Origin of the sequence: Acinetobacter sp. WCHAc010052 (assembly GCF_002165295.2) — a bacterium.
Lineage (GTDB): Bacteria > Pseudomonadota > Gammaproteobacteria > Pseudomonadales > Moraxellaceae > Acinetobacter > Acinetobacter chinensis.
Genome location: NZ_CP032143.1, coordinates 2,554,816 through 2,574,973, shown reverse-complemented (window position 1 = coordinate 2,574,973; position 20,158 = coordinate 2,554,816). Strand labels below are relative to the sequence as shown.

At 43.2% G+C, this 20,158-nt stretch carries 21 protein-coding genes; 13 read left to right on the top strand and 8 right to left on the bottom strand.

Translation table 11 applies throughout. The features are described 5' to 3' along the window. Positions 1-150 precede the first annotated feature (150 nt). Complete coding sequence (locus CDG61_RS12625) at positions 151-363, bottom strand: hypothetical protein (RefSeq protein WP_087549423.1); 213 nt, start codon at positions 361-363, stop codon at positions 151-153. A 396-nt stretch (positions 364-759) separates the two neighbouring features. On the opposite strand from CDG61_RS12625, the gene CDG61_RS12620 reads away from it, so the two are divergent. From CDG61_RS12620 to CDG61_RS12605, 4 genes are all read left to right on the top strand, one after another. Beyond that, positions 760-1,815 (top strand): CobW family GTP-binding protein, encoded by a 1,056-nt coding sequence (locus tag CDG61_RS12620; protein WP_416240688.1) that lies wholly within the window; start codon positions 760-762, stop codon positions 1,813-1,815. Positions 1,816-1,887: 72 nt separating this feature from the next. Continuing rightward, on the top strand, positions 1,888-2,418 hold the full coding sequence (locus CDG61_RS12615; RefSeq protein ID WP_087549420.1) for a YaeQ family protein: 531 nt from the start codon (positions 1,888-1,890) through the stop codon (positions 2,416-2,418). A gap of 49 nt (positions 2,419-2,467) precedes the next feature. Further along, entirely contained in the window at positions 2,468-2,806 is a 339-nt protein-coding gene (locus CDG61_RS12610; RefSeq protein WP_087511958.1) for an FKBP-type peptidyl-prolyl cis-trans isomerase, read from the top strand. A gap of 221 nt (positions 2,807-3,027) precedes the next feature. Further along, complete coding sequence (locus CDG61_RS12605) at positions 3,028-4,806, top strand: GGDEF domain-containing protein (RefSeq protein ID WP_228199577.1); 1,779 nt, start codon at positions 3,028-3,030, stop codon at positions 4,804-4,806. A 54-nt stretch (positions 4,807-4,860) separates the two neighbouring features. Here CDG61_RS12605 and CDG61_RS12600 read toward each other — a convergent pair whose 3' ends face one another. Further along, positions 4,861-5,343 (bottom strand): GNAT family N-acetyltransferase, encoded by a 483-nt coding sequence (locus CDG61_RS12600; RefSeq protein WP_087549418.1) that lies wholly within the window; start codon positions 5,341-5,343, stop codon positions 4,861-4,863. Positions 5,344-5,595: 252 nt separating this feature from the next. On the opposite strand from CDG61_RS12600, the gene pgaB reads away from it, so the two are divergent. From pgaB to pgaD, 3 genes are all read left to right on the top strand, one after another. Beyond that, complete coding sequence (gene pgaB / locus CDG61_RS12595; protein WP_087549417.1) at positions 5,596-7,590, top strand: poly-beta-1,6-N-acetyl-D-glucosamine N-deacetylase PgaB; 1,995 nt, start codon at positions 5,596-5,598, stop codon at positions 7,588-7,590. Between the two features lie 74 nt (positions 7,591-7,664). Next, on the top strand, positions 7,665-8,864 hold the full coding sequence (gene pgaC, locus CDG61_RS12590; RefSeq protein WP_416240715.1) for a poly-beta-1,6-N-acetyl-D-glucosamine synthase: 1,200 nt from the start codon (positions 7,665-7,667) through the stop codon (positions 8,862-8,864). A 17-nt stretch (positions 8,865-8,881) separates the two neighbouring features. Further along, a complete protein-coding gene (pgaD, locus tag CDG61_RS12585; RefSeq protein WP_087549415.1) occupies positions 8,882-9,295 on the top strand; it encodes a poly-beta-1,6-N-acetyl-D-glucosamine biosynthesis protein PgaD in 414 nt (137 codons plus the stop codon). Between the two features lie 99 nt (positions 9,296-9,394). On the opposite strand, the gene CDG61_RS12580 is transcribed toward pgaD, so the two are convergent. After that, complete coding sequence (locus CDG61_RS12580; protein ID WP_087549414.1) at positions 9,395-10,357, bottom strand: DMT family transporter; 963 nt, start codon at positions 10,355-10,357, stop codon at positions 9,395-9,397. 376 nt (positions 10,358-10,733) lie between these two features. On the opposite strand from CDG61_RS12580, the gene CDG61_RS12575 reads away from it, so the two are divergent. After that, positions 10,734-11,207, top strand: coding sequence for a hypothetical protein (locus CDG61_RS12575; RefSeq protein WP_087549413.1), 474 nt, complete (start codon positions 10,734-10,736; stop codon positions 11,205-11,207). 23 nt (positions 11,208-11,230) lie between these two features. Here CDG61_RS12575 and CDG61_RS12570 read toward each other — a convergent pair whose 3' ends face one another. The 3 genes from CDG61_RS12570 to CDG61_RS12560 all read right to left on the bottom strand — a co-directional run bounded on the left by CDG61_RS12570 (position 11,231) and on the right by CDG61_RS12560 (position 13,628). After that, positions 11,231-11,794 (bottom strand): TetR/AcrR family transcriptional regulator, encoded by a 564-nt coding sequence (locus CDG61_RS12570; RefSeq protein WP_087549412.1) that lies wholly within the window; start codon positions 11,792-11,794, stop codon positions 11,231-11,233. Positions 11,795-11,811: 17 nt separating this feature from the next. Next, complete coding sequence (locus CDG61_RS12565) at positions 11,812-12,708, bottom strand: alpha/beta fold hydrolase (RefSeq protein WP_394357221.1); 897 nt, start codon at positions 12,706-12,708, stop codon at positions 11,812-11,814. Positions 12,709-12,839: 131 nt separating this feature from the next. Beyond that, the gene (locus tag CDG61_RS12560; protein WP_087549411.1) at positions 12,840-13,628 is read right to left on the bottom strand and encodes a crotonase/enoyl-CoA hydratase family protein; all 789 of its coding nucleotides are present in this window, start codon (positions 13,626-13,628) and stop codon (positions 12,840-12,842) included. A gap of 197 nt (positions 13,629-13,825) precedes the next feature. On the opposite strand from CDG61_RS12560, the gene pnuC reads away from it, so the two are divergent. From pnuC to CDG61_RS12545, 3 genes are all read left to right on the top strand, one after another. Continuing rightward, entirely contained in the window at positions 13,826-14,410 is a 585-nt protein-coding gene (pnuC, locus tag CDG61_RS12555) for a nicotinamide riboside transporter PnuC (protein ID WP_087511948.1), read from the top strand. Between the two features lie 59 nt (positions 14,411-14,469). Continuing rightward, positions 14,470-14,742, top strand: a complete 273-nt coding sequence (locus tag CDG61_RS12550) for a hypothetical protein (RefSeq protein WP_087549410.1) — start codon at positions 14,470-14,472, stop codon at positions 14,740-14,742. Positions 14,743-14,855: 113 nt separating this feature from the next. Further along, positions 14,856-15,347 (top strand): DUF2505 family protein, encoded by a 492-nt coding sequence (locus CDG61_RS12545; RefSeq protein ID WP_087549409.1) that lies wholly within the window; start codon positions 14,856-14,858, stop codon positions 15,345-15,347. A 139-nt stretch (positions 15,348-15,486) separates the two neighbouring features. On the opposite strand, the gene CDG61_RS12540 is transcribed toward CDG61_RS12545, so the two are convergent. Beyond that, the gene (locus CDG61_RS12540) at positions 15,487-16,761 is read right to left on the bottom strand and encodes an MFS transporter (RefSeq protein ID WP_087549408.1); all 1,275 of its coding nucleotides are present in this window, start codon (positions 16,759-16,761) and stop codon (positions 15,487-15,489) included. 239 nt (positions 16,762-17,000) lie between these two features. Beyond that, complete coding sequence (locus CDG61_RS12535) at positions 17,001-17,204, bottom strand: amino acid transport protein (protein ID WP_087549407.1); 204 nt, start codon at positions 17,202-17,204, stop codon at positions 17,001-17,003. Between the two features lie 211 nt (positions 17,205-17,415). On the opposite strand from CDG61_RS12535, the gene def reads away from it, so the two are divergent. After that, positions 17,416-17,904, top strand: a complete 489-nt coding sequence (gene def, locus CDG61_RS12530) for a peptide deformylase (protein ID WP_087549406.1) — start codon at positions 17,416-17,418, stop codon at positions 17,902-17,904. A 111-nt stretch (positions 17,905-18,015) separates the two neighbouring features. Then, positions 18,016-20,130: a 3'-5' exonuclease gene (locus CDG61_RS12525; protein ID WP_087549405.1), complete on the top strand. Its 2,115-nt coding sequence runs from the start codon at positions 18,016-18,018 to the stop codon at positions 20,128-20,130. Positions 20,131-20,158 lie beyond the last annotated feature (28 nt).

Below are 20,158 nucleotides of genomic sequence, written 5' to 3'. Positions count from 1 at the left end.
AAATGATGATACTGGATTCTGATTCATTGATCATTTATTTCTATGGTTATGCTGTGGATTTTCATCTGCACATAAAAAAGACCTGATCACTGGAGAGATCAGGTCTTCTGGATTAAAAGGTTATGGGTCTAACCTTATCGCTTTACCGGATTACTGAGCTGGTTGAGCGTCAGTAGCCGCAGATGCAGAAGCTGGTTGTTCCGCAGCAGGTTGAGCAGAAGTTGCATCAGTTGCAGCATCAGCAGGAAGTTCCTGAGTTGAAACGATCACTTTATCTTCTTTAGGTTGTTCAGCAGTTGCAGCAAAAGTTGTTGCAGCAGTTAAAGCGAAAGTTGAAGCAAGTAGAATCTGAGCTAATTTCATAGTGGCATCCTTAAATATTAATTTATAAATATTCATATTCATCATCACTTAAATATGAACAGACACTCATGCTACGGCTGAGTTTAAGATTGATCAATGAATGAAACAAAGAGAAACAGTGCGGCTTACTGGAAAATCACATAGCAGTTTTAAATGTATTATTTATGTAAATATAATCCTGAAATTCCCTTATAAAATGTATGGAAATATTTCAAAATGGTGGAAATTAACAGGATTTTTTAATCAAAGTTAAACAAAAGTGGAAAACCTGAAATTTAAAAGAAGTAAAAATCATCAAAATAAATGTAAGCATTTTTTACAAATGGCACAATTTTTTGTGAAGGGTGAGATTTAATTACCCTTACAGCATTGAACTGTGTCTGTATCTTCAATAGCATGATTTTTATTAATGTATCAATATTCAGAGCGCTCAGTTTGAAAATTAATCTAAGCACCAGGCAGGTTCCTGTGCATATTATTTCAGGTTTCCTGGGAGCGGGTAAAACCACGCTGTTGCAGAACCTGCTTGCCCAGAAGCCTGTACATGAGGTCTGGGCAGTCCTGATGAATGAATTTGGTCAGATTGGTGTGGATCAGCAGTTATTACCACAGCAAAGTGGCTATGAAGTAAAAGAGTTACTCGGGGGCTGTCTGTGTTGTGTCGGTCAGTTACCTATGCAGATTGCATTATCACGTCTGATTCAGGAAAAGCAGCCAGACCGGTTGTTTATAGAACCTACAGGACTGGGGCATCCTGCACAACTGCTGGAACAGCTGACAGAACCTCACTGGAGCAGTCAGATCAATATGCGGGCTCTGATCTGTGTGGTGGATGGATCAAAACTGCATGATACTGAGTGGACAGCGCAGGATTTATATCAAGATCAGTTAAAGACCTCTGAAATCGTTGTTGTTTCTCATGCAGACAGCATGACCGATGCAGATCAGTTACAGCTGACACAGTTGAAGCAGGAATATATGACCGGTGTGCAGTCATGGATCATGTCTGAGCAGGGCAATATCAGTATTGATCAGATTGATCTGCCTCACAGGGCTGTTGAACGCAAAATCGTACCTCTAATACATGTACAGAAGCAGCTGGCACCAGATGAGCCTTTACCTGTGATTAAGCAGCTGCCATATCATTATGTTGAGCATTCCAATGGCTATACCGTGGTGGGATGGAAATTCTCAAAAAGCTGGTCTTTCCGTTTTTATGATCTGCTTGATACTTTGTGTGAGCAGCAGGACTGGTTGCGTATAAAAGGTATTTTCAATACCGATCAGGGATGGATGACTTTTAACTTCAACCCTGAGCAGATCAACTATAAACTGGGTGAAGAAGGGCTGGATAACCGTGTGGAAATGATTGTGCAGGATCAGCCAGCACAGGTGCATGACTGGGAAGCGCTTGAAACTGGATTACTGGCATGCCGGATCAGTTCGGTATAAATAAGTCTGAATCTGAGCTGAAAATCTTATAGACTGTGCGCCATATCTGAGAACTTAATTTCTGGAATGTTCATGGCTTTAAAAGCGACGATTTATAAGGCAGATTTAAATATTGCCAATATGGATGTACATCAGTATGGCGATTTTCAGCTGACGATGGCATTACATCCATCCGAAACCATTGAACGTCTGATGGTGCGTGTTCTGGCATTTGCACGTTTTGCTGATGAGCGTCTGGAATTTACCAAAGATCTGTTTGAAACGGATGAACCGGCGCTGTGGGAAAAAGACTTAACTGGACAGCTGGTGAAATGGATTGAAGTCGGTTTACCTGATGAAGACAAAGTCAAAAAAGCATCGGCACGTTGCAGTGAAGTGGCAGTTGTGGCTTATGGTTCAGCAGTTGCAGAATGGTATAAGCGCAGTTCTAAACTGAAAACATTGAAAAATGTCCAGGTGTGGCAGTTGTCTGAAGCAACAACAGCTGCGATTCAGACTTTATGTGAGCGCACCATGCAGTTACAGCTCAATGTCATGGATGGTGAATGGACACTGATCGGTGATAATGCACAGGCTGTGATTGAGTGGACACAGTTGCAGTAAGCAGCAGAATTTTTTTAAATTTAATTTTCACGTACAGGTGGACTAAGACATGACAGCAGAACTTGAAATTATTGATTTAACAGTGGGTGAAGGTAAAGAAGCCGTTAAGGGTGCTCTGATTACCACTCACTATACAGGATGGCTTGAAGACGGTACGAAGTTCGATTCTTCGGTTGATCGCGGTAATTATTTTGAAACTGTGATTGGTACGGGTCGTGTCATTAAGGGATGGGATCAGGGGATCATGGGGATGAAAGTGGGCGGTAAGCGTAAACTGATCGTTCCTTCACACCTGGCTTATGGTGATCGCAAGATGGGCAATATTATTCCTGCGAACTCTAACCTGATTTTTGAAATTGAACTGTTTGATGTCAAAACCCGTGACTGAGTAACAGCAGAATACACCGCACAGCAGGTCAGATTTTTCCTGCTGTGCAAATAATCGGAATAACAAGAAAAAGATTCAAATTTACAAATAATTAAGATAAATTAAAGTCTTAGCTTTTTTGTTTTATTTATGGATATATATTCATTTTGAACGGGGTCAGACTGCTTCATTCAGTCTTTATTGCTTTTATTCTGTCCTGTCTGTGTATATTTACAGGAAATGTGTGGGCGCAGTATGAATCTGCACCGGCATCTTATTATCAGCATCAAAGATTACTCAATGAAGTCAATTTTACTGAAAAATCGACAACATATCTGAGCGGTGAGTGGCTGTTTTATCCAGAACAGCTCGTCATACAGCCCAGCGCGGTTCTGATTCCAGAAGTCGTCGAGCTGCCCGTTTCTTTTAAAAAGCTCACGGGTAAAACTGACACTTACGGCAGTTTTGTCGGGCACTTCAAGCTCCCGAAAGAATTTGTTGGCAGACGGATCGGGATATGGATACCCAATCAGTATGGCGCTTACCGCATGTATCTGAATGGCGATGTGATCGTCAGAGTTGGGGAAGTCGGTAAAAACAAGAATGAGCATCAGACTGAAAATGCACCCCGAATCGCTTATTTTATTGCTGAAAGTGAGTATTTTACTTTAGCCATCCAGGCGTCCAGTTTTCAGAATATTCAGGGCGGTATTGAAAACCCGATGCGGATTGGACTGAGCCGAACTGTCAACCGTCAGTTCCAGCTGTTAATGATGAGTATTGCAATGGTCTGTGGTGCAGTACTGGGTGTGGGTATTTTCACTCTCATGTTCTCCATATTCCGCGGTGCAACTGGGCGGAATACCAAGAGTATTTTTATATTCGGTATTTTTATTGTGTTTCTGGCACTGCACAATCTGTTTTCTGCGCCTTATGCCTATACATCCTTTACAGATATTCAGTGGCCGTGGGGTATACGGCTGGAATACCTGTTTACTTTCATGGCGATTATTCTGTTCCTGACCTATATGTATCTGCTGAACCGCAGATATCTGCATCCTGTGGTGTACTGGATAGCCATGGGGCTGCTCGGACTGAATATTTTAATCACGCTGTTCAATCAGCCACATATTTTTGAAAAAATTGCATTTTACAGTGCTGTTTATTGTCCAGTTGTCCTGATCAATTTTATCCGGGGCTTTTACCTGACCCTGAAGAATAATGAGTATTATTCAAAGTTGAACCTCTGGGCAGTAATTTTGCTGTGTGCAACTTTTATTCATGATTTTCTGCTGATGCTGAATCTGATTGACTCTGTAAACCTGGTGTTTATTTCCACCAGTCTTTATGCACTGCTGATCATGTTCCAGCAGTCGCGTAATTATGCGCATCATACGTATCATATTGAACATCTGAATAATGAGCTGATCAGTCTTAATGATTCCCTGGATCAGAAAGTCAGACAGCGGACAGCACAGCTGGTGGAACTGAATCATCAGCTTGAGTATCAGGCGAAAGTGGATGTTCTGACAGGGGCATATAACCGCCGTGCGCTGAATGATGAAATTCAGCAGCGTTTTGAGCAGATCTGTAAGACAAAGCAGGGCTTACTGGCATTTGCCATGATGGATGTGGATTTTTTCAAAAAATATAATGATCACTACGGGCATTTAAAAGGTGACAAAATTCTCAGCAATCTGGTTGGGGTGATGCACCGAGTACTTCCAGAAGGGGCGTTTGCTGCGCGTTATGGCGGTGAGGAGTTTGCAATTGTCATCAATGCTGGATCATTAACAGAAGTGATTGCCTGTATGGAAAATCTGCTCGAAGAAGTCCGTAAAGAGAAATATGAACATATTGCACGGGAAGATGGCAAACCCTGGGTGACACTGAGTATGGGCTTGTCATGGATGACAGCTGCACAGCCTTACAGCAACGTACTGGAGTTCATGAAAGAAGCAGATGTACAGCTTTATAAGGTTAAAAATGCGGGCAGGGATAACCTTTCTGTAGATATTTAAAATCATAAAATGCAGGTTTTACGGATGACAGAGACCTCGGTTATTTCTGACAGATCAGCTGAGTACAGAAAAAGTCGGATCAGGGTGGGGCTGTTTTTCATGTTTCAGCGTTTTGTGCATTGAAATTGTGGCAGTGGACTGGGCTGTAACTTTAAATCCCTGTTTCAGATAAAAATCTTTTGCGGTGTGGGTGCTGTGTATCGTAATGCCGGCAAGCTTTTTCGGTTTGATCAGTTCAATAATATTCTGCATCAGTGCAGCCCCGATTCCCTGTTTCTGAGCTTCTGAAGCCACATAGTTCATGATGATTTCACCCTGATCACTGATCATGATAAAACCCACAACACGCTCCTGAATGGTATAGACCCAGCTGTCGTTATAATGCATGGACATCAGCAGGCTATGTTGCGTTTTGCTTTCAAGCAGTTGCTGTATAGAGGGTTCATGCCGCTGATGATCCTGTATGCAGGAACGGATACTGTTGTGTATGACCTGTAAAATCTGTGAAATATCCTGGATCTGGGCGGGTCTGATCATGCTGTCCTTATGCGGCTCGTCCTCTTTGCCTGCTATTTGAATGTAAAAGCCACACGAATGAAATTGAAATATTGTTGCTTTTGTTTCACTTTTGCATCAAAAATCTGATGTCATTTTAAGATTCATTTCAGAATGATCCATTAAAAATACGAGTCTGAAAAAGACCTTCCAGTATGCAGGGAAAAAAAGCAGAAAGTCAGTGAGGTATGGACACTGGAAAGGCAATGTTACAGAACATTCTGAGTCCATCGTATGAAAAACTGTTTTTTGTCCACCTTGCTGAAAACCGCTTTATTTTCTGCAATATTAACGACTGCGGCATGGAGCAGACCTCCTGAAAATGTTCAGGCATCTGATGTGGTTACTGTTCTTGGATACCATGAAATCACCGATCAGAAAAATGCATTAATTCCCCAGTATTCAGTCAGCACTGTGCAGTTTCAGCAGCATCTGGACTGGCTGATCCGCCAGGGTTTTCACTTCATCAGTGTCGATCAGCTGATTCAGTCACATCAGGGAAAAGCAGTACTTCCCTCCAGACCGGTTTTACTGACCGTGGATGATGGCTATGAGTCATTTTATCAGAATGTTTTTCCGGTTTTAAAAGTACGGAAAATTCCTGTAGTCCTTGCTGTGGTTGGTAGCTGGCTTGAACCCTCAGCTGGACAGAATGTCGATTTTGCAGGGGAAGCCATCAACAGGAATCAGATGCTTTCCTGGGCACAGTTAAAAGAAATGCAGAACAGTGGGTTTGTCGAAATTGCCAGTCACAGTTACAACCTGCACAGAGGAATCACTGCAAATCCTCAGGGAAATTCAGAACCGGCGGCGGTCAGCCGTTTATATAATCCAGCCACTTCAACTTATGAAAGTGATGGAGCATACAGCCAGCGTATCCGGAGTGACCTGAAAAAGAATAATGATCTGCTGGTCAGCCACGGACTGCGCTCGCCCAGAGTGATCGTCTGGCCTTATGGTCGCTATAACATGCAGACCGTTTCGATTGCAGAGCAGCTCGGAATGCCAGTGGCTGTCAGTCTGGATGATGGTGCAGATACGGTACACAGTTCACTTGGGCAACTGAACCGTATCCTGATTGAAGGGGGAATGACGACGGCAGATCTGGCTCAGGAAATAGAAAACCGCCAGAAACATCTGGGTGATAACAACCGCCCGCAGAAAATTATGCATGTGGATCTGGATTATATTTATGACCCTGATCCTGTACAGCAGGAAAAAAACCTGGATCATCTGCTCGACCGTATTGTGGCAATGAAAGTTAATACCGTGTACCTGCAGGCTTTTTCAGATCCTGATGCCAATGGTTCAGCAGATATGGTGTATTTTCCAAACCGTTATTTACCGGTCAGAGCTGACCTGTTCAACAGGGTGGCGTGGCAGATCCAGACCCGGACACAGGTCAGTCGGGTGTATGCCTGGATGCCTTTGCTGGCATGGGATTTACCTGCATCCAATCCTGTGTCCAAAGACATTGTGGTGACTCAGCCTGCCAGAGAAGGTGAGCATCTGGATATGGGCTATCACCGTCTCAGCCCATTTTCAGCAGAAGCCCGTCAGACCGTTGAGGGCATTTATACAGATCTTGCAAAGTCTGTTCCATTCAACGGGATTCTGTTTCATGACGATACCACACTGTCTGATTATGAAGATGCAAGTCCAGATGCCATAAAAGCCTATGTGGCTGCAGGACTGCCTGCGGATCTGCAACAGATCAGAAATAATGATACGGAACTGCAGAAATGGACGGCTTTTAAAACACAGTATATTGATGATTTTGCCATGCAGCTGGCTGGAACGGTACGTCAGTATCAGCCATTTTTACTGACAGCACGTAATCTTTATGCCCAGGTGGCACTTAAACCTTATGCAGAAAACTGGTATTCACAGTCTCTGGAGCAGTCACTGAAACGCTATGATTTTACAGCCATTATGGCAATGCCTTATATGGAGCAGGTCAGCGATCAGCAAAAGTTCTATCACGATATTCTCAGTCGGGTAAAACAGTATCCTGACGGTGTGAAAAAGACCGTTTTTGAACTTCAGTCTGTGAACTGGCGTAATAACCAGAAAATACCTTCTGAAGAAATGGCAGCAACAATCCGTTCTCTGTATCAGCAAGGGGTAATGCATGTTGCATATTATCCGGATGATCCAGTGAAAGATCATCCCGAGGTGCAGATCATGAAGCAGGTATTCAGTCTGAAATCCAGCAAACTTATTCCTTAAGGAGGCGTCCAGTGTCTGTTGTTCAGCAATTATGGCATTCAGCCTTACATTTTATTTTTTATTATCCATTATTCATGTCGTATTTATGGATGATTGGCGCACTGATTTTTTACTGGAAAGAACGTAAGGAAGCTCCTTTTCAGCAACCACCGGCACTGGCATATTATCCTGCTGTGGCAGTTCTCGTTCCCTGTTTTAACGAGGGGGACAATGCTGAGGAAACCTTAAGTCATGCGCTGGCACTGGATTATCCGGATTTTGAAGTGATCGCTATCAATGATGGCAGTTCGGACAATACAGCGGAAGTACTGAACCGACTTGCAGAAAAACATGAGCGTCTGAGAGTTGTTCACCTGGCACAGAACCAGGGGAAAGCCATGGCATTACAGGCAGGCAGTCTGCTGACCAAGGCAGAAATTTTACTGGGAATAGATGGTGATGCGCTGCTGGATAAACATGCTGCAACATGGATGGTTCGTCATTTTAATGAAGACCCCACTGTTGCTGCGGTGACAGGAAACCCTCGGATCAGAACCCGCTCAACACTGATTGGTCGGATTCAGGTTGGAGAGTTTTCTTCAATTGTGGGCATGATTAAACGTGCTCAGCGGAGTTTTGGCAGACTGTTTACCGTTTCAGGTGTCATCACGGCATTCCGTAAAAGTGCTGTGCATGATGTGGGTTACTGGTCGCCAGATATGCTGACGGAAGATATTGATATTACCTGGAAGCTGCAAAGAGCAGGGTGGGATATCCGTTTTGAACCGAACTCACTGGTCTGGATACTGATGCCGGAAACATTCCGTGGCTTATGGAAACAGCGACTGAGATGGGCAATGGGCGGCGCACAGGTTCTGATCAAAAACATGGATGTGTTGTTTAAACCTGGACTGAATTATTTATGGCCTTTGCTGCTTGAACTGATTCTGACACTGGTATGGTCTTATTTAATGCTGATCATGACGGTGATCTGGCTGGTGCATTTCATTGTCCCGATGGGTATTTTTACGGTCAGTTCACCGTTGTTGCCGTATGGAACAGGTATGTTGCTGGGGGCGACATGTCTGATTCAGTTTGCCCTGAGTAAGTGGATGGACAGTCGTTATGAACCGGCACTGGCTAAAAACTATTTCTGGATGATCTGGTATCCCTTTGTATTCTGGCTGATTACCATTACCGCCAGCATTGTGGCTTTTCCAAAAGTTCTGCTGCGTGGCACTGGGCAGCGTGCCCGATGGGTCAGTCCGGATCGTGGAATTCGGGTACAGCAATAATAACTGGGGAAAACACAATGAAAGCAAACCATCTGATTATAGATTTAAGACAGCAGTTACCGTGGCATAGACGCTATGCTTCAAGCACAGGGACAGCTCTGATGTGGGCGGTATGGGTGCTGCTCTGGCGTCCGGTACTGATTGTGGCAGGTCTGGTCAGCTTACAGAAACATCATGTGATTCAGCAGCTTTTTGGTGCTTTTGGACTCGGGGTGGAACATGGGATTCTGGCATTGTTTGCCGCAGCAACAGCTTTGCTGTTATGGGCGAATTATATGCCGGGCAGATCGGTACAGGATTTGCCACGAAAACAGTTAACCGACTACGCAAAGCATTTTGAGCTGCCTGTTCAGGAGATTGAACAGGGGAGGGAACAGAAAATCAGTGTGGTTCATCATGATGAATATGGAAAAATTATCCGTATTGACTGAACTTAAGATGACTGGAAATAAAGAGCAGAAAGCATGATCACTGATCTGATTATGCTTTCTTCGTTTGAGAATACAACGTTGTCGATAGCTGGCACAGATTTATGCCAGTGAAGTTCGGAATGATTTTTTCGCATAAAGCGTCAGTCCCATACACAGCAAAGCGAGTCCCAGTACTGAATGCAGAGCGAAAGGTTCAGCATTGAGCACAGCACCCCATAGCGTTGCAATGACCGGTGTCAGAATCGTAGTCAGCATGAGGGTCGAGGTCTGAATATTTTTCAGCAGCTGGTAGTAGCAGATAAAGGCAAGCACGGATGAAAAAAGAGCACTGTAGAGTAAAGCCGTGAGTGCTTTTATGGATGGCAGTGCTGAGGGGAAGGTATCTGCAAAAAAAGGAAGAATCAGCAGAAACACCAACCAGGAAGTGAGCGTGGTTCCCATCATCTGGCTGACCGGATGAATCCCATCACCCGTAGCTTTAACCGCAAGTGCTGACACAATGTAAAGCAGCATTGCAACGATTTCCAGCATCACACCGACCACATGAAGCTGCCCATTGCTCTGCTGAAGCCCCAGGGAAAAATACAGCCCCATAAAGCCAAGAATCAGCCCGATCCATTGCAGTGAACTCAGGCGTGACTGTTTCATAAACCAGAAACCAATCAGACCGGTCAGCAGTGGTGCCAGTCCATAAATGATGGAAATCAGACCGGAACTGACGTACTGAGCACCCATATAGCAAAAAGCCATGGAGCCCACCAGTCCAATTGCACCTGACGCATAGCACAGCAGCGCCTGACGGTGAATGGGTAATGTCTGGCGGAAATAAAGCAACAGGGGCAGGGCAAACAGCAGTGCCAGGCTGAATCTGAAAAACAGCCCCCATACCCAGTGAATTTCATGGACTGTCCATACCGCAGCAAGTGGAGTCAGTGACCAGATTAAAATGACGGTGATGAATTGTCCGACTACAGCTGGGCGGGAAGATCGCACTGTGGATGGAGCTGTAGCCGGACTGCACTGTGGTGGAGGACTGTTTTCTGTATTAACATTATGATTCATGATGAATTTTCCTGTAATTTTAGGCAATAAAAAAGACCGCTCTGATCAGGCGGTCTTTGAAGAAACTGTGAATATTTTAAATATTATTCATAAATTTTTTCCTGAGCACCTGAAAAGCTGACATGAATACGTCGCACCGCAATCCGGATGGATACAGTGTTCAGTAAAATGTCTGATGCTGAAGGGATAAAATTCATGATGATGAATATCAATTTAAATAAGCTGATTATTTTTATAGCATGCCTGTTCAGGGCAGACAAATGAAATTTAGCGCTGGGCGGACGGAAGGAACACAGAGCTCAGTTCTTTTGAAACTTATGGCATAAAACAGTTATAGTAAGAATTAATCAAAAAATAATCAGAAACTGGTGAACATGTGAGTTTACTGAATCTATTGCTGCTGATCTGCCTGGTACTGGTGGTGGTGTCGGGCAGAATCATCTGGAAAAAAATACGTAAAAGTGCCCAGTACCGGAAGCGTATGCTCAAGGACACTAAGGTTGTTCCTGCTGTGGTCAGTCCTGCAGATGAACAGCGTGAGACTTCGCGTGTGGATGATGTGGATGCATTTGAACCGCAGTTGTTTGATGACATTGCAGCACTGTTTTTTGAGCAGGAAGTACAGATTGTAAATCCTGCAAAAGCATTACAGATTCAGGAAAATGTGCTGAAAAAAATGCCTGCAAAAACCGTCACCCGTATCAGAAATATGGATCTGAATGAGTGGTCGGTTTACTGGAGTTTTTATGATCAGTCACTGGAGTACTATGTTGGTCGTTATGGCATTTTTTCGACGCATGTAGACCGCTTTGGTCAGGAACATAAACAGGAATTTACGCGCAGTGAATAAATCCTGGATCAGCAGACAGACATTTACGCGGACTCTAACTGACGGATAATCCGCTCAGCCTGATAATCCAGATATGCTGCATCCTGTGTAAGCCTGTACATCAGGATTGCACCTTCATAATCCGCAATACTCATTTTTGCGAGCTGATCTGCGACAGTTGGGTCAAAAACTTTAACAAAGATCTGAAAAAATGCCTGTCGCCAGTCCTGAAAAATCTGTCGGATTTTTTCTGAAACATCAGTCGAAATTGTGGAGACTTCCAGGGAAATAATACCCATCAGACATCCTGCCACTTCAGCACTGAAAAACTGCACCGCTTTCTGATGCATCTGCTGAAACTGCACCACAACTGTTTCAGACTGGGTGGCTGAAACATTAAAAACCGTTCTGTTCAGAACATTCTGCGTATATTCCAGTACTTCCAGTAATAAGGCTTCTTTACTGGAAAAATAATAGTAAAAAGAAGCTTTGCTTAATCCGCATGCTTTTGCCAGCATATCCATACTGGTGCCGGCATATCCATGTGCCTTGAACTGTAAGGCACAGGCACGAAGCATCTGTTCTGAACTGAGTTTCTGTGGACGCATAGCGATCTGCCTTCAGATTAAGCTGAAATTTCATCAAATGTATTGAGTATCGTGTCCCAGAGCGGTTCAGCACCTTTACGGAAATATCCCATATGACCAATCTGTTTTAAGCCGAAATCATCTGCGGAAATGTTGATGAATTTCATGGGAGCATTTTTATAGTGCTGCATAAAGGCATAGCGGGAGCTTGGCAGTGCCCAGTCATCATCCAGTGAAGAAACCGCATAAATAGGGGTTTTGACCTGTTCATACAGATGGTGCAGTTCAGCCTGGGCAGGATCAGCAAAGAAATAAGTCGGGTTTTTACACCATCTGCGCCATTCTTTATACACATCTTTGGGTAAATCTGCGCCCATATTTAACATACTCCACGGCAGATAGCCTTTGACTGCAACCATTGGAGGGAAAATCAGGTTCCAGATCACCTGAACTTTGATTTTTTCTTTGAAAGGCATATAACCGTGCCAGCCTGCACCTGTTCCAAAGCAATACATAGCTTTCACTTTGTCGTGATTGGAGGTCAGTCCTAAAGCCTGTCCACCATACGAATGCCCCACCATATAAACAGGCAGTTCAGACTGGTTCAGATATTCAATGGCGCCAGACAGATCGTATTTTCCCCAGTCCAGATAAGACATCTGAAAACCTTTCAGACGTTCTGGTGCGGACAGGGCAACACCACGATAATCAAAAGTCAGAACCTGATAACCTGACTGTGTCGCGTATTCGGCAAATCTGCGGTAAAACGCCTGCGGCACACCTGTTGCGCAGGACAGGACAATACTGGCTTTTATTTCAGAGGTCGGACGGTAGAGCATACCTGTCAGCGCATAACCATCCAGCGCTTTAAAGTGGACAGTTTCAACCTGGACGTTCTGTTCCTGAAGAAAGGCTTTCTGTTGCTGCATACTCATCGTGATTTTTCCTGAATATATTAAAAAACATGCTGAAAATTATGGAATATTCCAGCGGGCAGAAGTTGAAAATAGTTCAGTTGCCTTGCTGTTGCATGGACAGCTACATTTTAGGCAACTGAACTGATCATTTATTTTCCTTTAAACTGAGGAGCACGACGTTCCAGCATGGCTCTGACACCTTCCTGAGCATCTTCAGAAGTCAGTAAAGGGGTCAGTAAATTTTGCAGACTGGCAAAAGCGGCTTCGGGTGACTGCAAAAATGCCTGATGTGCCGACTTCAGTGCTGCCTGTACAGCAAGAGGTGCAGCATGGGCAATGCCTTCAGCCAGTTCTATTGCTCGGGTCAACTGATTGTTGCCATCCACAACTTCTGTGACGAGATTCATTTCAAGTGCTGTCTGGGCATAGAACAGATCGCCTGTCAGGATGTATTTCATCGCTTTAACCCAGCCCGCAGCCTGAACAAAGCGGACGGTCGCACCACCAAAAGGCAAAATTCCACGCTGGACTTCAATCTGGGTAAACTGGGTGTCTGCACTGGCAACAACAAGGTCTGAGTTCAGCATCAGCTCAATGCCCGCCGTGTAGCAATAGCCCTGAACTGCCGTAATGAGTGGTTTGGTTCGTTGACGTCCAACCGTTCCCCATGGATTGACCGTTTCATCGCTGAAATTAAATACGCCGTCAGCAAGTTTTGGCTGTAACTCCACCAGATCCAGACCCGCAGTAAAATGGTCGCCATGAGCAAAGACAACGGCACAGCGCAGTTCAGGATTATTTTCATATTCGGTCAGAGCCTGAGCCAGATCATGAATCATATGGCTGTCAAAGGCATTGCGTTTATCTGCACGGTCCAGTCCGATTAAGAAAACATGACCTCGAACTTCACGACTGACTTTTCCTTGTGATGCTGACATTTTTTGTTCTCACTTTGGTTGTTTTTTAAGTTTTTAAACGATCGTTAGAAAACTGTCAAGTCTATTTTTATAACGACTGTGGTCAGAGTCTGAAGTGTTCAAAGGGATTTAAAACTTAGTAATGCAAAGGAGAAACTGTTTGCAATCGTTCAGAAATTTTTCATAATAGCGCCACTAAAATACAGGCAGTACAACACATGTCAGCTTTGGAAATTTTTTCGGTTATTATCAGTCTGATTGGCGTAAGTCTGACCGTTATGCGGAATATGTGGTGCTGGCTGTTTAATTTTATTGCCTTTGTTCTGTATGCCTGGTTGTTTTATGAATATAAGCTGTATGGTGAAACCATTCTGCAGTTTTTCTTCATAGTGGTCAATTTTTATGGGTTTTATCACTGGCTGAAGGGCAAACAGCAGGATCATGAAATCCGGATTGAACCTATTGCTGGAAAAACAGTGCTGATTCAGATGATTATGGCAGCTGTGGGTGGCGCAATCTTTGGTCTTTCGCTGCATTACTTTACTGATGCTGCACTTCCGATGCTTGATTCACAGCTTGCAGCATTCAGTCTGCTGGCGACCTACTGGACCAGCCGTAAGCACATTGCCACCTGGGTGCTCTGGGTGTTTGTGGATATCGTGTATGTCGGGATGTTCCTGTACAAAGATTTATACCTGACCGCTGCATTATATGCTGCATTTGTTGGGCTGGCGGCTTTTGGCTGGTATCAGTGGGAACAGGTGAAAAAGAAACAGTCCAGTACGGGCTTTAAAGGTATTTAAGCATATTGAAGAAATATTTAAATGAATACTGAATCTGGTTCTGCATAATGGACATCTGAATGCTGATCAATATGAAAGAAATGCAGCTGCAAAAGTTTGAACAGCTGGCAGAAAAAATAATGGCAGAACCTGAAAAATACTGCATTTTTGACTCAGTATCTGATTTTTATAAAGCATCCTGGCTGAATGATTTTCCAAAAGGGACGACCTGGTCGGCAACAGGACTGGACAATGGCGCAGATGAATTTTATGCGCAGATTGAATATAAAGACCGGTATATCAGTATCAGCTCAGAGGGAACACTGAGGGTCAGTTTTGGCATACGAAAATAAAGAACCGTCGTGATTGGTCAATGATTTTTTAAAGACCTGTGTTTAAATAAAATCTGCTGAAGAAGTATTTTTCAGTTTGAAAATATGTCAAAACAACAAAATTGAGAATGATTATGGCGCATAAATTTACCATTAAAGCCACAATTCAGGGCGTTTCGGTGGAGGATTTCCGTCGCCTTGCTGCAGATCCAGCTATGCATGAAGCCGTCTGTAAAAGAATTCCAGGAGAAAATCTTGAAATTTTAGAGTCCGTAGTCCGTGGTGATATCTATACCATGAAACGGGCTTATAACCTGGATGTCAATATTCCTGATATTGCAAAGAAAATGCTGAAAGATGCTTTCCGTTTAAAGCGTACCGATATTACCCATCTGACTGAACTGAGTTCCACAGTGGATCTTGGTGCAAACTTACCATTGGAAGCACACTGTGACCGCTCTGTCAGTGGAAATGATCAGCAGATTGATATCCAGCTGGACTGGCAGGTCAAGGTAAAGGTTCCGCTTATCGGTGGTTTACTGGAGAAACATGCGGAAGGTGAAATCCGTAAATTCAGTGACCTGGAAATTGAAATTGTTGAAGATGAATTAAGAAAAAATCTGTAAATAAACGAACAGAATCATCAACTAAAAAAGCCAGGTAAAACCTGGCTTTTTATGGACTGAATAAAAACGCTGAATCAGCAGAACGCGTTATTCAATCTGACTGATTCTACTATGCAGTTATCAGTTGGACGGAAGGGGATCAGGTCTGTTCAAAACGCTTTTTATACAGTAATGCAGTCAGAATGGAGACTGCGCACACCAGCCAGATGTAGTACATCGCACCGGTTTTACTGTACAGACTGAGCCATTGCACCACAGGCAGTGTCAGACCACCAGCAATGGCATAAGCTACGTTGTAGGAAAAAGAAATCCCTGAAAACCTGATCTGAGCAGGAAACATTTTTACCATGCTGAAAGACACCATACCCACAGTTCCTGAACAAAGACCCAGCAACATATAGAGCATAAAAATGGTGTGGTCAGAAGTAACGCCCAGGCTGTTATAGAACACCGTCGCAACCACTGCAACACTTGCAGCACCTGCCAGCATGACTCTGGCTGCACCCAAGCGGTCACAGAGCAGACCTGCGACGATACAGCCGACCATCTGCATCACAATTGCCAGGCTTTGCATTTTAAATGCGTCCGCACGCTCAAAACCAAAAGCACCAGTCAGCAGATTAGGCATGGTCAGAATCAGCACAACGACACAGCCGGTCAGGAACCAAGTGAAAATCATGCCAATCACAACCGCAGTTTTATGCTTTGCCAGTACCTGTTTCACCGGCATTTCGGCAGCAAGCTGTTTTTTAGCCTGCATGGCCTTAAATACAGGAGTTTCATGCAGATAACTGCGCAGATACATCGCAATCAGACCAAAAACACCACCGACAATAAACGGTATACGCCATGCCCAGTCATGGATCTGAAGTTCGGTGAACTGGAGTGAAATCCACAGGGACATTAATGCGCCCAACAGAATCCCCAGTGACAGACTGGAGGTCAGTAAACCGTTGGCAAAACCAATCCGTTTTTCAGGAACATGTTCAGAAACAAACGTCCATGCGGCAGGTATTTCACCTCCGATCGCAATGCCCTGAACCACCCGCATCAGCAACAGCAGTAAGGGTGCAGCATAGCCAATACTTTCAAAAGTTGGCATGAAACCGATCAGCAGAGTAGGCAATGCCATCAGTAATATGGATAGGCTGAACAGCCGTTTACGACCAAACAGATCACCAAAATGCGCCATGATCATGCCGCCGAGGGGTCTGAAAAAATATCCTGCAGCAAAAATTCCATAAGTGTTCAGCATTGCCCAGAAAGGGCTTAAACCGCTTGGGAAAAACAGCTCGGAAATGATTTTTGCGTAAAAGACATAGATGACAAAGTCGTAAAACTCCAGTGCTCCTCCCAGTGAGGACAGTCCGAGAGTGCGTCTGTCTTCACGACTAAGACCCTGTTTTGCTTGCATACGCATTTCCTGAATCGTAAATAACTGGATAAATTATGGATTTTAAAGGAGCTTATTTTAGTTGAATAATCAATCTTTATTGTGGTATTGAAAACAAAAAATTATGAATTATGTTATTTTATATAAAAAATATATAACTAACTTCACCCGTTATGGCATGTATTGAATCTACAGACAGATTTCACTCGGAATCAAGTGTAGCTTAGAGAAAAAATTTTGCTGTTCGGTGCAGATGGGCTTTAAAACCGAAGCAACCAGGGAATGATGGAGAGCAGAGAGCCTGTCAGTCCCATAAAGATTGTGTTTTCAATAAAATAAGGGAAAATCATTAATGACAGTCCACAGACAAAAGGCATACTCATTTTCTGTTTCCGACCATAGATAAAATAGCCTAAGCCAACAGAACTGAAAATGACCCCAAGTAAAAGTGCAGTTGTGTCCATATTTTTACTGAAATGTTTTATTGAATGAAATATATAAACAGAGTATTAAAAAAAGCTTAAGACCTGAACTGTAAATTTCACTGTTTTATTATTTAATTCAGAACTATACAGAAATTGTTCATATTGCATATTCTGTGCGGTGTTAAAATGAACTGGTTACAGGTGTCCGTCTGTGAGCATCTGAAAGATCAGTATAAAAATGAGAGGATATATGAGTAAAGTTCTACCCGTTGCACAACAGGGTGAAGCTGTACTGACACTGATATCAGCACCAGTGGCAGACAGTGAGTTTGGCAGTGAGTGGCTCAATGTACTGGCACATGCTTTGGAGCAGACCATGCTTGAGCGGAATGGTGTTGGCATAGCCGCTCCGCAGGTGTATGTATCCAAACGGTTGATCATTGTGGCTTCACGTTCAAATCCACGTTATCCCGATGCACCTGAAATGGACGCGGTGGTGATGGTGAATCCTGAAATTATAGAAATGTCAGAACAGACTGTCTCAGGTGAAGAAGGCTGTCTGAGTGTACCGGATGAGCGAGGGCAGGTTGCCCGTGCAGAGCATATCCGTGTGCGCTATTTTACACTTCAGGGTGAGCCTGTGATTGCTGAGTTTTCAGGCTTTCCAGCACGGATTGTGCAGCATGAAGTGGATCATTTAAATGGTGTACTGTTTGTGGAGAGACTGGAGTCAGTCTGATACGTTGTATGAATAATTGATTGATATTAAAAGTAATATGTGGATTATTTAACATTCCTGGATATAATCAGCTTAGTTATCAATTATTTAAAAATTTGAGAATAAATAAACGTGTCTGAACTCATTCCTCCAGGTATTCAACAGTTAAAGTCAGCAACAAGTGGTGAAAGAAAGGTTTATCAGTTACTTGAGACTGTTTTTCAGGATGAAAATGCCATTATCTGGTACGAGCCTAAAGCTTTAAACCGATATACCGATTTTATTGTGTGGTTGCCTGAGCATGGTTTACTGGTGATTGAAGTCAAAGACTGGTCAAAAGAACGCTTTGAAACTTTAAATCCCGAAATGTTTACCGGGCGTTTTTATAATAAAAATAATGCAAAGACGGTTACTGTACAAAACCCCGAGCAGCAGGTGCGTAAGTGCATGCTGAATATTCTGAATCAATTTAAAAAGACCGCGGTATTTTTACAGCAAAATGGACCTTATCAGGGCAATGTCAAATTTCCGATCAGCAGTTGTGTCATTTATACCGAACTGAAAGAACAGGATGCCCATGAAATAGGCTTAAGCCTGCCTTCAATTACAACAGCACATAAAACTATTTATAAAGATGACTTACGCCTGGTTGCTGAAAATAAAACGTTTAAAAATAAACTGATCGCAGCATTTAAAGACGTCGCATTTCCTTTTGAAGCACTGACCTATGCAGAAGAAAAATTTCTACGTTATATGATTTTTCCTGAAATTCGGGTCAATGAATTTAAGCAGGATGAACTGTTTGCAGTCGAGCCACAGGAGGTCAAAGCGCTTGATTTATCTCAGGAGTCGATTGCGAAAAATATTGGTGATGGACACCGTATTTTAAAAGGTGTGGCTGGCAGTGGGAAAACGCTGGTGCTGGCTTGTCGCGCTAAATATTTAAAAACGATTTATCCCGAATATAAAATTTTAGTGGTCTGTTATAACAATTCACTGTGTAATCATTTACGGCACATGTTTGGTGATGATTTTAATGAAAAGCTTGAAGTCAGGAACTTTCATAGTCTGGTCAAGCAGATCACATCTGCAAACCTGTCCATGCTTAAAAATGAAAAGCAGACAGACTATAACAGCCGTGTCGGGCAGATATTGCTGGATTATCTGGAACAGAGCGGTCTGGCTGAAACTGAAAAGTACGATGCCATTCTGATTGATGAAGGGCAGGATTTTGCTCAGGAATGGATTATTGGTTTATCTCAGCTGGTAAAGGCTGAAACCAATAATATTCTGTTCTGCTACGATCCAGCACAGAATATTTTTAACCGTAAAAAACCAAGTTGGCGTTCTGTAGGTTTACAGGTGCAGGGAAAAAAGCCCGTTGAACTGTATAAATGTTACCGCAATACCAAAGAGATTCTGGATATTGCCAAAGCATTTTTAAATCCTAAAGCTATGGATAGTTTGCAGAACAGTGATGAATATGACCGTGTTTTAGACCCTGATACAGGTGAGTGTAAAACAGGAGAATATCCAAGTATTTATCATGAAAATGATGTGCGCCACCTGGCTGATCTGATTGCCCGAAAAATTCGTCAGTTACTTAAATCCGATACAGCACCGAAAGATATTGCGGTGTTACAGGCAAAGTCTGCTGAATACGATATTTTTGTGACAGAACTGAAGTCCAGACTCAGTACATATACGCCTGATACTGAAGTTGAACTGGTTTTCAGCAGTGCTGAAAAGAAAGCGCTGGATCTGAATAAAAATTCAATCAAGATTATGAATGTTGAATCTTCTAAAGGACTGGAGTTCCCGCATGTATTTTTTGTGGGACTGGATTATATGCCACGTATCGGTGAAAACCGTGACATGGATTCTGAGCGAAAACTGGCTTATGTCGGTATGACCCGTGCTCAGAATAAACTGTTTATTTTAGGTTGTGAAAATAAAGGCTTCCTTTCCGATATTAAAGAGATATATGAGCAAACCGCTGGTCAGGTCGAGGTTATAGAAGGTTCAGTTGAAGTGAGTATTGAAAAAGCTGAAGAGCTGGTTTCAGCATCAAATACTGAAACAGTAGATGATTCGATGATTGGGCAGAAATGGACTGAGGATGAGGAAGTCCGTTTGATTGATGCTTTTATGGATGAAAAGCTGTCGATTAAGGAAATTGCGAAACGGCATAATCGTAAAGAGGGTGGGATTCGGGCGAGGTTAAAGAAATTAAGGTTGGTGGAGTAGTTTTTGCCGACATTCCAATTTAAAAAAA

What these genes read in the sequence shown, in the direction of transcription:
- CDG61_RS12545 (WP_087549409.1), top strand. Translation starts at nt 14,856, where the DNA reads ATGGCGCATAAATTTACCATTAAAGCCACAATTCAGGGCGTTTCGGTG.
- CDG61_RS12625 (WP_087549423.1), bottom strand. Translation starts at nt 363, where the DNA reads ATGAAATTAGCTCAGATTCTACTTGCTTCAACTTTCGCTTTAACTGCT.
- def (WP_087549406.1), top strand. Translation starts at nt 17,416, where the DNA reads ATGAGTAAAGTTCTACCCGTTGCACAACAGGGTGAAGCTGTACTGACA.
- pgaD (WP_087549415.1), top strand. Translation starts at nt 8,882, where the DNA reads ATGAAAGCAAACCATCTGATTATAGATTTAAGACAGCAGTTACCGTGG.
- CDG61_RS12600 (WP_087549418.1), bottom strand. Translation starts at nt 5,343, where the DNA reads ATGATCAGACCCGCCCAGATCCAGGATATTTCACAGATTTTACAGGTC.
- CDG61_RS12540 (WP_087549408.1), bottom strand. Translation starts at nt 16,761, where the DNA reads ATGCAAGCAAAACAGGGTCTTAGTCGTGAAGACAGACGCACTCTCGGA.
- CDG61_RS12610 (WP_087511958.1), top strand. Translation starts at nt 2,468, where the DNA reads ATGACAGCAGAACTTGAAATTATTGATTTAACAGTGGGTGAAGGTAAA.
- CDG61_RS12615 (WP_087549420.1), top strand. Translation starts at nt 1,888, where the DNA reads ATGGCTTTAAAAGCGACGATTTATAAGGCAGATTTAAATATTGCCAAT.
- CDG61_RS12620 (WP_416240688.1), top strand. Translation starts at nt 760, where the DNA reads ATGATTTTTATTAATGTATCAATATTCAGAGCGCTCAGTTTGAAAATT.
- pgaC (WP_416240715.1), top strand. Translation starts at nt 7,665, where the DNA reads ATGTCGTATTTATGGATGATTGGCGCACTGATTTTTTACTGGAAAGAA.
- CDG61_RS12550 (WP_087549410.1), top strand. Translation starts at nt 14,470, where the DNA reads ATGCTGATCAATATGAAAGAAATGCAGCTGCAAAAGTTTGAACAGCTG.
- CDG61_RS12570 (WP_087549412.1), bottom strand. Translation starts at nt 11,794, where the DNA reads ATGCGTCCACAGAAACTCAGTTCAGAACAGATGCTTCGTGCCTGTGCC.
- CDG61_RS12560 (WP_087549411.1), bottom strand. Translation starts at nt 13,628, where the DNA reads ATGTCAGCATCACAAGGAAAAGTCAGTCGTGAAGTTCGAGGTCATGTT.
- CDG61_RS12535 (WP_087549407.1), bottom strand. Translation starts at nt 17,204, where the DNA reads ATGGACACAACTGCACTTTTACTTGGGGTCATTTTCAGTTCTGTTGGC.
- pnuC (WP_087511948.1), top strand. Translation starts at nt 13,826, where the DNA reads ATGTCAGCTTTGGAAATTTTTTCGGTTATTATCAGTCTGATTGGCGTA.
- pgaB (WP_087549417.1), top strand. Translation starts at nt 5,596, where the DNA reads ATGAAAAACTGTTTTTTGTCCACCTTGCTGAAAACCGCTTTATTTTCT.
- CDG61_RS12580 (WP_087549414.1), bottom strand. Translation starts at nt 10,357, where the DNA reads ATGAATCATAATGTTAATACAGAAAACAGTCCTCCACCACAGTGCAGT.
- CDG61_RS12565 (WP_394357221.1), bottom strand. Translation starts at nt 12,708, where the DNA reads ATGAGTATGCAGCAACAGAAAGCCTTTCTTCAGGAACAGAACGTCCAG.